General features: G+C 65.8%; 6 protein-coding genes. 4 read left to right on the top strand and 2 right to left on the bottom strand.

The window, feature by feature from the left end:
* Positions 1-74: 74 nt before the first annotated feature.
* Positions 75-1,799 (top strand): heparinase II/III family protein, encoded by a 1,725-nt coding sequence (locus tag RFN30_RS12095; RefSeq protein ID WP_320262307.1) that lies wholly within the window; start codon positions 75-77, stop codon positions 1,797-1,799.
* Positions 1,800-1,896: 97 nt separating this feature from the next.
* The gene (gene purH / locus RFN30_RS12090; protein WP_320262306.1) at positions 1,897-3,513 is read left to right on the top strand and encodes a bifunctional phosphoribosylaminoimidazolecarboxamide formyltransferase/IMP cyclohydrolase; all 1,617 of its coding nucleotides are present in this window, start codon (positions 1,897-1,899) and stop codon (positions 3,511-3,513) included.
* 178 nt (positions 3,514-3,691) lie between these two features.
* Here the strand turns inward: purH and RFN30_RS12085 are convergent, their stop codons facing one another.
* Both RFN30_RS12085 and RFN30_RS12080 read right to left on the bottom strand, forming a co-directional pair.
* Entirely contained in the window at positions 3,692-5,068 is a 1,377-nt protein-coding gene (locus RFN30_RS12085; RefSeq protein WP_320262305.1) for an MFS transporter, read from the bottom strand.
* A 277-nt stretch (positions 5,069-5,345) separates the two neighbouring features.
* Complete coding sequence (locus tag RFN30_RS12080; RefSeq protein WP_320262304.1) at positions 5,346-10,145, bottom strand: NAD-glutamate dehydrogenase; 4,800 nt, start codon at positions 10,143-10,145, stop codon at positions 5,346-5,348.
* A gap of 126 nt (positions 10,146-10,271) precedes the next feature.
* On the opposite strand from RFN30_RS12080, the gene RFN30_RS12075 reads away from it, so the two are divergent.
* Together RFN30_RS12075 and RFN30_RS12070 are read left to right on the top strand one after the other, a co-directional pair.
* Positions 10,272-10,835, top strand: a complete 564-nt coding sequence (locus RFN30_RS12075; RefSeq protein ID WP_320262303.1) for a peroxidase-related enzyme — start codon at positions 10,272-10,274, stop codon at positions 10,833-10,835.
* A gap of 153 nt (positions 10,836-10,988) precedes the next feature.
* Positions 10,989-11,312 (top strand): YciI family protein, encoded by a 324-nt coding sequence (locus tag RFN30_RS12070; RefSeq protein ID WP_320262302.1) that lies wholly within the window; start codon positions 10,989-10,991, stop codon positions 11,310-11,312.
* Positions 11,313-11,465 lie beyond the last annotated feature (153 nt).

Below are 11,465 nucleotides of genomic sequence, written 5' to 3'. Positions count from 1 at the left end.
TGAAATCCGCCTTCGCATAAGTTCTTGAATCATATAAGCTTGTGCTTCGGGACTGAGGACAATCAGGAGGGGATTTGGCACTCGTTGCCGGCAGCACGACGCGTCTTTGGACGCTTGTCGCGAGGGAGTTCTGGCGCAAGACCCGCCGGCGCCTTCGTGCCGGTCCTATCTATCGCTGGCGTTATTCCGGCCGCACGCCCGAGCGCGTCCTCATCGCGCCGCCGGATCTGAGGCTCTCCGACCCGCAGATCGCGCTCGAAATCTACTATGGCCGCTATCCGCTGTCCGGCCACATGATCGAGACCGGCGGCAAATCGCCTTTCCAGATCAACGTGCCCAACCGCGGCTGGCAAAAGACGCTGCACGGCTTCCGCTGGCTGCGCCACATGCGCGCCGCCGGCACCGAGCTCGCCGCCGCCAATGCTCGCGCCCTGGTCTCGGACTGGGTCGCCATGCACGGCAACCAGATATCGGGCGTCGCCTGGGAACCCGGCACCACGGCCAAGCGGGTGATTGCCTGGCTGCAGCATTCCTCGGTCGTGCTGCAAGGCGCCGAGTTTCCCTTCTACCGTGCCTTCCTCAAATCGCTCGCCATGCAGATCCGCTATCTCAGGTCGATGGCGCGCGAGATGCCCGACGGCAAGGACCGGCTGCGCGCCCGCATCGCGCTTGCCTTCGCAGCGTTGTCGCTGCCCGCACCGGCCTCGGCGCTGCGCAGCGCCACGCGCAATCTCGCCGAGGAGCTGGACCACCAGATCCTGCCTGACGGCGGCCATATCTCGCGCAACCCGATGACCGTGCTGGAATTGCTGGCCGACCTTTTGCCGCTGCGCCAGACCTATGCCAACCAGGCCGAGGCGCCGCCGCCCGCCTTGATCAACGCCATCGACCGCATGCTGCCGGCGCTGCGCTTCTTCCGCCACCAGGACGGCAGCCTTGCCCGCTTCAACGGCATGGGCGCCACCATCCATGACCGCATCGCCACCATCCTGCGCCATGACGACACGGTCGGCGCGCCGCTTCTGCACGCGCCGCATTCCGGCTATGAGCGCCTGTCGATGGGCGGCGTCACGGTGATCGCCGACACCGGCACGCCACCGCCCGTCGACGTCTCCAACGCCGCGCATGCCGGATGCCTCGCCTTCGAGCTTTCCTCCGGACGCCAGCATTTCATCGTCAACGCAGGCATCGACACCTATGGCGCCGCCGAGTTCCGGCCGCTCGCCCGCGCCACCGCCGCGCATTCGACCGCCACCGTCAACGACACGTCCTCGGCGCGCTTCAGTCACTCCTTGCGGGTCAGCGACCTGCTCGGCTCGCCGCTGATCGGCGGCCCGCAGCACGTGCCCTGCAAGCGCATCGACCAGAAGGGCGTGCACGGTTTTGTCGCCCGCCACGACGGCTATGCCGCGCGCTTCGGCTTCCTGCATGAGCGCGAGCTGAAGCTGACGGAGAACGGCAATGTTCTGACCGGCCGCGACCGCTTCCTGCGCCCCGGTGGGGGCGCGATCCGCAACAACGGCCGCGACTTCGTCACCGTACGCTTCCACATCCATCCCGACATCGGCCTGCTGCAGGACGAGCAGGACCACCTGGCCCTGGCGGCCGCCCAAGGCGACACCTGGGTATTCAGCTGCGCGGAAGTGGCGCCGGAGGTCGAGGAATCGATCTATTTCGCCGGGCTCGGCGGGCCGCGCCGCAGCCGGCAGATCGTGCTTGCCTTCAAGGCCTCGGAGATCGCCGAGGTGCATTGGCAGCTGACGCGCTCCAATATCGCCGGCTACCCCGAAAACAACTGATTCGAAGCCAAGGAACCCGAGCTGCGCGCTTGATTTCCGGGCCTCATATGCTACGGCCCGCGAACGTTTCCTAACCAGCCTTGAAAGGCCGTCAGCAATGGCCGTCCCCGCCAAGAACATTCCGGCGCCCGACCTCGTTCCGGTTCGCCGCGCGCTGCTTTCCGTTTTCGACAAGACAGGCCTGATCGACTTCGCCAAAGCGCTTGCCGCCGCCGGCGTCGAGCTGGTCTCCACCGGTGGCACCGCGAAGGAGATCGCTGGGGCCGGCCTTGCCGTTCGCGACGTTTCGGAACTGACCGGTTTTCCAGAGATCATGGACGGCCGCGTCAAGACCTTGCATCCGTCGGTGCATGGCGCGCTGCTCGGTGTGCGCGACGATCCCGAGCACGCGAAGGCGATGCACGACCACCACATCCAGCCGATCGACCTCGTCGTCTCCAACCTCTATCCGTTCGAGGAGGTCCGCCGCTCCGGCGCCGGCTACGCCTCGATCGTCGAGAACATCGACATTGGCGGCCCGGCGATGATCCGCGCCTCGGCCAAGAACCACGCCTATGTCGCGATCGTCACCGACCCCGCCGATTACGCCTCGGTGCTCAACGCGCTCGAGATGAATCTCGGCTCGCTGTCGCTCGATTTCCGCAAGAAGCTGGCGGCGAAAGCCTTTGCCCGCACCGCGACCTATGACGCAGCGATCTCCGGCTGGTTCGCCGAGGCGCTGGAGATCGAGCATCCGAACTGGCGCGCCTTCGGCGGCCGTCTCGACCAGGTGATGCGCTATGGCGAGAACCCGCATCAGGGCGCCGGCTTCTATCTCTCCGGCGACAAGCGGCCGGGCGTCGCGACCGCCAGGCAATTGCAGGGCAAGCAGCTTTCCTACAACAACATCAACGACACCGACGCCGCCTTCGAGCTGGTCGGCGAATTCGATCCGGCCCGATCGGCGGCGATCGCCATCATCAAGCACGCCAACCCATGCGGCGTCGCCGAGGGCGAAACGCTGAAAGCGGCCTACGCCAAGGCGCTGGCCTGCGATCCGGTCTCGGCCTATGGCGGGATCGTCGCGATGAACCGCACCCTCGATGCCGAGGCGGCGGACGAGATCGTGAAGACCTTCACCGAGGTGATCATCGCGCCCGACGCCACCGACGAGGCCATGGCGATCGTAGCGGCGAAGAAGAACCTGCGCCTTCTGGTCACCGGCGGCCTGCCCGATCCGCGCGCGGCAGGCACGATAGCGAAATCGGTCGCCGGCGGGCTGCTGGTGCAGGGCCGCGACAATGCGGTGGTCGACGATCTCGAGCTGAAGGTGGTGACGAAGCGCGCGCCGACGCCGGCCGAGATGGCGGACCTCAGATTCGCCTTCCGCGTTGCCAAGCACGTCAAGTCGAACGCCATCGTCTATGCCAAGGACGGCGCCACGGTCGGCATCGGCGCCGGCCAAATGAGCCGCGTCGATTCCTCGCGCATCGCCGCCCGCAAGGCGCTCGATGCGGCGGAAGCGGCCGGCCTCACCGAACCGCTGACCAAGGGTTCGGTCGTCGCCTCCGACGCCTTCTTCCCCTTCGCCGATGGGCTATTGTCAGCGATCGAGGCCGGCGCGACGGCCGTGATCCAGCCCGGCGGCTCAATGCGCGACGACGACGTGATCGCCGCTGCCGACGAGCACGGCATCGCCATGGTGTTCACCGGGGTCAGGCATTTCAGGCACTGAGCGCTTCTTCCTTCTCCCCTTGTGGGAGAAGGTGGATCGGCGCGCAGCGCCGAGACGGATGAGGGGTGTTCCAGCTTGGCAATGTGCCTGAAATTGCCGCCGCCTCACTCCGTCCAACACTCCTCATCCGTCGCCTTCGGCGACACCTTCTCCCACAAGGGGAGAAGGAGAAGAAGCGCTAGTCCACCGGCTTGTCCGCCGGGTACGGCGTCCGGACCAGGATCGCCATGCCGATGCCGAGAAACAGGATGATGACCGCCATGCCGAGACGCGCCGAGCCGGTGGCTGCGGAAATCGTTGCCAGCAGGAACGGCGCCAGGAAGCTGGTTGCTCGCCCGGACAAGGCGTAGATCCCGAAATAGCGACCCGATTCGGCCGCCGTCACGCTGCGCGCCATATAGGAGCGGGACGAGGCCTGCACCGGTCCGAAGGCGAGCCCGATCAGCAGGCCGTAGAGAATATAGGCTTTCTCGGCAGCGGTCCCGAACAGGCCGCCCGAATCGGCAGTGGGGAGCGGGATCAGCCCAAGCAGGGTGAAGCCTGGCCCCGTTGAGATGATACCCGCGGTGGCAACCGTCAGCATCACCAGCGAGATCATCACCACCGCCTTCGAGCCAAGCGCCGTGTCGAGGCGGGCGGCGACCCAGCAGCCGAAGATGGCGACGACGTTGAGGATGATGCCGAACAGGCCGATTTCGGTGATCGACCAGCCGAACATCGCCGCGGCGAACACGCCGCCCTGGGTCAACAGCGCATTGACGCCATCCTGATAGATCATGCGGGCAATCAGGAAGCGGAAGATGCCGATACGCTTGCGCGCTTCACCCAGTGTCGTCTTCAGCTCCGAAAGGCCTTCGCGCACCGCCGGCCCGATCGGAATCCCCTTGCTGGCATCCGGTGTGAAGAAGAACATCGGCAGGATGAACAGGAAATACCACCCGGCCGAGAGCGGTCCGGTTATGCGCGCATCCTCGCCGAGCTTCGGGTCGAGCCCGAACAGCGGATCGAGGCCGATGATCGTCTTGCCGTTCTCGGGCGAGCCGGCCAGAAACAGCACGACGAAAATCAATGCGACCATGCCGCCGAGATAGCCGAGTCCCCAGGCAGTGTTGGAGATCCTTCCGATCTCCGCCTTCGGCACCAGCCGAGGCATCATCGAATCGTTGAAGACGGTCGAAAACTCCGCTGCGACGGAGGCCAGCGAGAAGAGCAGCACGATCAGGAACGCGTTCGAGCCGGGCGCCGCGATCCACAGAAGCGTCAGGCTGGTGATCTTGATCGCCGCGAAGAAGGCGATCCACGGCTTGCGCGGGCCGGTCTGGTCGGCGATCGAGCCTAGCACGGGTGAAAGGACGGCGATGACCAATCCAGCGGCGGCGATGCCCCAGGCCCAGGCGGCCTGGCCCATGACCGGATCGCTGACCATACGCGAAGCAAAGTAGGGTCCGAAGATGAAGGTGGTGACGACGGTGAAGAAGGGCTGCGCCGCCCAGTCGAAGAACATCCAGCCCCAGATGCCGCGCCCCGTCGCCCGCTGCACTGCTACCTCGGCCATGTCCCCTCCGGCTTCATCCGCTCCGCCCGCGCGCCATGTCTGCATGTTTTCGGGCAGCGATGCAAATGAACATCGTTTGCGCTTGCTCGGGGTTCCTCGCCCCCACGAAGTGGGGGAGAGGTGGCTCGGCGAAGCCGAGACGGAGAGGGGGATGCGCCGGCCGCGCTTGGGTTGACGTTCAAGAAAGGCCTCCGCCCTACGAAGGCGCCCTCTCCGGCCGCTTCGCGGCCACCTCTCCCCCGCTCTGGCGGGGGCGAGGAATCCAAGCTTTCGAAACCTACATCCCCGTCAGGTCGCTCATCAGCCCCGACGCCACCGAAAGCCGCGACACGGTGATCTCGCCGCCTTCGGTCAGCGCCTGCAGCCGGTCGCGGATGCGCCCGACGCGCTCGCCGCCGGCCTCCAGCCAGGCCGCAACCGGATCCGCCGCCTTGCCGTGGCCGGTCAGCGCCGCGACGGCGATGCCGCGCCTGGCCATGCCGATCGTGTCCGTCGCGCGCGACAGCGCCAGCTGGTCGTAATAGTCCGGCGGCATGATCGAGCGCGCGGCCTCCTCTATCCGAGGGATGCGGAAGGCGTCGCTGACGGCGAAGAAGGCCTTGGCCCCGCTGACGATGTCGGCATTGGCCGTGCGCGCGGTGAGCGCGATATCCGGGATCAGTTCACCGACCTCGGCGAGCGCGAGCTTCTCGGCCAGTTTCTCCGGCGCGCCACCCTTGAACAGGTCGTGCCGCCGCTCCTCGATCCGCTCGCGCGAGAAGGCCGGCAGCAGCGAGGTGAGCTTCGGCTCCAGCGCCTTGCGCGCCTCCTGCAGATCGCCGATGCGCTGGCCGAGCGGCGCCGAGCCCAAATCGTTCTTCAGGTACCAGCCGCTGCTCATGAAGATGAGCCGGCTGACCGCCTGGTAGAGATCGAGCTGGGTCTGGCCGTCGATCTGGTTGTCGAGCGCGTCGATTTCCTTGTAGAGCGCCGGCAGCGCGAAACCGTCGCGCACCACGGCGAAGGTGCGCACGACAGCGGCCGCGGTACGGCCCGTCGCCTCCTGCAGCCGGTTGACGAAGGATGGCCCGCCGCGGTTGACGAGGTCGTTGGCGACGACGCGCGCGATGATCTCGCGCCGCAGCCGGTGGTCGCGGATCTCGCCGGCGAATTTCTTTGCCATGCGCTCGGGGAAATAGCCCATCAGGTCGCGATCGAAATGCGGATCGTCCGGCACGTCGCTGGCGACGATGTCGGAAAACAGCACGATCTTGGCATAGGCGAGCAGCACGCCGAGTTCCGCCCTGGTCAGCGGCTCGCCCCGCACCTCACGCTCGGCAAGAGCGGCCGGCGACGGCAGCGTCTCGACCGCGCGGTCGAGCAGGCCGCGCGCCTCCAGCGCCGTCATAAAGCGCGCCTGGTGCGCGATGTCGGCGAGCCCGCGCTTGCGCGCCAGTGAAAGCGCCAGCGTCTGCTGGTAGTTGTTGGATAGCACCAGCGCGCTCACCTCGTCGGTCATCTCGGCGAGCAGCTTGTTGCGGGCCGGCCTCCCCAGCGCGCCTTTGCGCATGGCCGAAGCCAAAGCGATCTTGATGTTGACCTCGACGTCGGAGCAGTTGACGCCGCCCGAATTGTCGATGGCGTCGGAATTGCAGCGGCCGCCATTCATGCCGAACTCGATGCGCGCCCGCTGCGTGACGCCGAGATTGGCGCCCTCGCCGATGACCTTGGCGCGCACGTCCGAAGCCGTGACGCGGATGGCATCGTTGGCGCGGTCGCCGACATCGGCATTGGTCTCGCCGGAAGCCCTGACATAGGTGCCGATGCCGCCGAACCACAGAAGATCGACCGGCGCCTTGAGGATGGCGTTCATGATCTCGACCGGCGTCGCCGTGGTCTTGGCAAGCCCGATCGCGGCGGCCGCCGCCGACGGCAGGGTGATCGACTTCTGGCCGCGCGAGACGATGACGCCGCCTTCCGACAGCTTCGACTTGTCGTAGTCCTGCCAGGACGAGCGCGGCAGGGCGAACATGCGCTGGCGCTCGGCCAGCGAGGCCGCCATGTCGGGATCGGGATCGATGAAGATGTCGCGATGGTCGAAGGCTGCGATCAGCCTGGTCCGCGGCGACAAAAGCATGCCGTTGCCGAACACGTCGCCCGACATGTCGCCGACGCCGACGACGGTGAAGGACGAGGTCTGGATGTCGCGGTTCATCTCGCGGAAATGCCGCTTCACCGCTTCCCACGCGCCCTTGGCGGTGATGCCCATCTTCTTGTGGTCGTAGCCGGCGGAACCGCCGCTGGCGAAGGCGTCGTCCAGCCAGAAGCCGTGCTTCTCGGAAATGGCGTTGGCGGTGTCGGAGAAGGTCGCCGTGCCCTTGTCGGCGGCGACGACGAAATAGGGATCGTCAGGATCGCGCCGCACCACGTGGGCCGGCGGGATGACACCGTCGACGCCGATATTGTCGGTGATCGAGAGCAGGCTGGAGACGAAGTTCTTGTAGGCCGAAGTACCGGCCTCGAAGATCGCATCACGCCCAGCGCTCATCGGCAGTTTCTTCGGATAGAAGCCACCCTTGGCGCCGACCGGCACGATGACCGCGTTCTTGACCTGCTGCGCCTTGACCAGGCCCAACACCTCGGTGCGGTAGTCCTGGGCGCGGTCCGACCAGCGCAGGCCGCCGCGCGCGACCGGGCCGAAGCGCAGATGCACGCCCTCGACCTCCGCGCCGTAGACGAAAATCTCGCGCCAGGGCTGCGGCGCCGGCAGGCCGTCCACAGCCTGCGAGTCGAGCTTGATCGCCAGCGACTGCCCTTTCGCTATCGTATCGGCTACGAAATGATTGGTGCGCAGCGAGGCTTCGATCAGGTTTAGGTAGCGGCGGATGATGGTGTCGTCATCGATATTGGGCACCTCTTCCAGCGCGTCCCTGATCTTGGCCTTGAGGTGCTTGGCGGCGACCACGCCTTCGGTCTCGGCCGCCGGCCCGAGACGGGCGACGAACAGCGCATGCAGGCCGCGCGCGATCTCCGGATAGCGGTTGAGCGCGGCGGCGATGAAATCCTGGCTCTGCGGGATGCCGGCCTGCTGCAGATAGCGGCCGTAGGCGCGCAGGATGGTGATCTCGCCCGACCACAGGCCGGCGGTCTGGGCAAGGCCGTTATAGCCGTCATTGTCGACATCGCCGCGCCAGACCGAAAGGAAGGCATCCTCGAACAGCGCGCCGCCGTCGGCGAGGTCGATCGGCTTGCCGTAGCTGTTCTCGAGCTCCATGTCGTGGATGAAGACCATGCCGGAAGCTTCGTCGCCGACTTCGAAGGTGCGCTCGCTGATGACGCGGAAGCCGATGTTCTCCAGAACCGGCACGCGCCTCGACAGCGCCACCGGGCTACCATAGTGATAGATCTTCAACGCCGCCTGATGCGGCTCCTGGTCGGCGTGGCGATAATAGTCGATGGCGATCGGATTGGCAGCATCGATCCTGGCGATGCGTCCGGCATCGGCCAGCGCCACGGTCGGCGAAAAGGAGTCGCGATAGCTTTCCGAAAAGCGCGAGGCAATGGCCGTGAGCGTTGCATCCGCGCCGGATTCCGACACCGCTTCGCGTAGCGCATCGTCCCAAGTGCGCACGATGTCGCGGATCGCCGCCTCGATCGTCGCCGGCTCGACCTTCGGCGTCTTGCCGCCGGAGCGGCCGATGATGAAATGCACGCGCGCCAGCCCGCCTTCCGGGAAGGCCGGGTAATAGGCCGAGAGCCGGCCCTCGAACACGGTCTTGAGATAGGTGCCGATCTTCTCGCGCACGACGCTGTCGTAGCGGTCGCGTGGCACGAAGACGAGGATCGAGACGAAACGGTCGAACTGGTCGACCCGCACCAGCGCCCTGACGCGCGGCCTTTCGATCAGCCCGAGGATGGCTTCGGCGTGCTTCCTCAGGATCGGCACCGGGACCTGGAACAGCTCGTCGCGCGGATAGCTCTCCAGCACGTTGATCAGCGCCTTGCCGGAATGGTCGTGCGGATTGAAGCCGGACTTGGCGATGACGGTCTCGGCCTTCGAACGCAGATAGGGGATCTTCATCACCGACCGCGTGTAGGCGGTCGAGGTGAACAGGCCGACGATGCGCAGCTCGCCCGAAAGCACGCCCGTGGCGGTGTAGGTCTTGACGCCGATATAGTCGAGATAGATGCGCCGGTGCACCTGGGACTTGGCATTGGCCTTGGTGACGATCAGCGGTTCCGGCCCATGCAGGAAAGCGCGGATTTCCGGCGTCGTCGACACCGCCTCGGTGCCGCGCCTGAGAACCAGGACGTCGGGATCGGCGAGGATACCGAGGCCGGGCTTGTCGGCGCGCTCCAGCATGCCGCTCTTCTCGCCGCCGGTGTAGTTGAACTCGCGCATGCCGAGGAAGGTGAAATTGTCGTCGCGCAGCCATTCGAGGAAGGCGATCGCTTCGGTGACGTGCGCCTTGTCGAGCGGCACCGGCGCGTAGCGGAATTCCGAGATGGCCTGGTCGAGGCGGGCAAGCATCGGCTTCCAGTCGGTGACGGCGGCGCGCACCTGGTCGAGAAGCTTCTTCAAGCGGCCTGCAAGGGCCTCGGCCTGGTCGGCCGAAAGGCGGCCGATATGGACGTGGACGACGCTCAGCCGGTCATTGCCGGTTTCTCCCTTGACGGAGCCGCCGTCGCCGAGGATCTCCTCGACGCCGCTCTTGCCGTGCCGCACGACGATGACCGGATGGGTGACCAGCAGCGGCTCGCCGGCGGTCTCGGTGATCTCGCCGAGGATGGAATCGAACAGGAACGGCATGTTGTCGTTGACGACGGTGATGACCGTCATGGGCCGGCCCTGGCGCGTCACCCCGGAATCCACGTCGATGGCGATGATGCAATCGCCCTTTTTGTGCCTGGCGACCGCGCGGCCGGCGAGATCGGCGGCGCGCTCGAGGTCGGCGACGTCATAGGCGGCGATGTCTTCGGCCGGCGTGCGGGCCAGAAGATAGTCGGCGAGCCTGCCGGGCTTTTCGCCCGCCTTTGCCGCGCCTCCTTTTGCCGGACTGGTCTTTTTCGGCTGGCTTGCGGTTTTCAGGCTGGCCATGATGCGAAGTCCCTCCCGTCACATGCTTTTGCGGCTATGGTAGCAGAAGAGCGCCATTTGGCGACAAAGGTTTGACGACGCTTTAAGAAAATCGAACCGACGCTCACCCCTGGGAGGAGACCGGACATGACCGACAGGATTACGGCGCTCGACCTCGCCCCGGCGGAGTTCAGCGAAGCGACGAAAGCCTATTTCGCCAAATGCGAGGAGAAGCTCGGCCTCGTGCCCAACGTGCTTCTGGCCTACGCCTTCGACGAGAAGAAGCTGCGCGCCTTCACCGACATGTATAACGACCTGATGCTGGGCGAGTCCGGGCTGTCGAAGCTGGAGCGCGAGATGATCGCGGTCGCCGTCTCCTCGATCAACCACTGCTACTACTGCCTGACCGCGCATGGCGCGGCGGTGCGTCAGCTGTCGGGCGAGCCTGCGCTGGGCGAGATGATGGCGATGAACTTCCGCGCCGCCGACCTGTCCGAGCGGCAGAAGGCGATGCTGGAATTCGCGGTCAAGCTGACGGAGGAGCCGGCCAAGATCGTCGAGGCCGACCGCGCCGCGTTGCGACAGGCGGGTTTCAGCGATCGCGACATCTGGGACATCGCTTCGACCGCCGCCTTCTTCAACATGTCGAACCGCGTGGCCGCAGCGGTCGACATGCGGCCGAACGACGAATACCACGCCATGGCGCGGTGACGGCTGCCGACGTCTTAATATATTAGCTAATCTGCATTCTCGATTGCCTGTTTTCCGTTTTGGGCCGATGATCAAGGATTGCGGCGTAGCCGCATATCAACGATTGCGGCGTGGCCGCATGCCGGTTCGACGCCGCCGACAAGGGAGGAGAACATGGCGAAATTTCTCTATGTCTATCATGGCTCCGGCAAGATGCCGACCGAGGAAGCCGAGCGCAAAGCGGCGATGGATGCCTGGACCGGCTGGTACGACAAGCTGGGCTCCGCTGTCGTCGACGGCGGCAATCCGGTCGGCATGTCGAAGACGGTGATGCCGGGCGGCACGGTCGAGAACAATGGCGGCAGCAATCCGACCGCCGGCTACACGATCGTCGAGGCGAAGGATATCGACGATGCCGTCGCCAAGGCCAGGGATTGCCCGATCCTGATGAACCCAGCCTTCAGCGTCGAGATCGCGCCGATCATCGAGATGATGTAGGGCTCGCGCCGCGATGGCCGCAGCCACTCTGTGGCGAGGAAAGGCGAGACGACATATTGGCCTTGCCTGCCCTCCGCCGCGCGGCTAGAAGAGCCGACCCTTCATCCATTTCGAGCTTCACTTTGCCTCAGTAACCGCCGGTCTCGTCTACTC

It is taken from the genome of Mesorhizobium dulcispinae, from assembly GCF_033977345.1.
Taxonomy (GTDB): domain Bacteria; phylum Pseudomonadota; class Alphaproteobacteria; order Rhizobiales; family Rhizobiaceae; genus Mesorhizobium; species Mesorhizobium dulcispinae.
The sequence above is the reverse complement of the archived record's forward strand: the minus strand, read 5'-3'. Positions and strand labels throughout refer to the sequence as shown.

Bases quoted from the DNA above. Each gene is read 5' to 3' on its own strand.
- RFN30_RS12080 (WP_320262304.1), bottom strand. From the start codon at position 10,145: ATGGCCAGCCTGAAAACCGCAAGCCAGCCGAAAAAGACCAGTCCGGCA.
- RFN30_RS12085 (WP_320262305.1), bottom strand. From the start codon at position 5,068: ATGGCCGAGGTAGCAGTGCAGCGGGCGACGGGGCGCGGCATCTGGGGC.
- RFN30_RS12070 (WP_320262302.1), top strand. From the start codon at position 10,989: ATGGCGAAATTTCTCTATGTCTATCATGGCTCCGGCAAGATGCCGACC.
- RFN30_RS12075 (WP_320262303.1), top strand. From the start codon at position 10,272: ATGACCGACAGGATTACGGCGCTCGACCTCGCCCCGGCGGAGTTCAGC.
- purH (WP_320262306.1), top strand. From the start codon at position 1,897: ATGGCCGTCCCCGCCAAGAACATTCCGGCGCCCGACCTCGTTCCGGTT.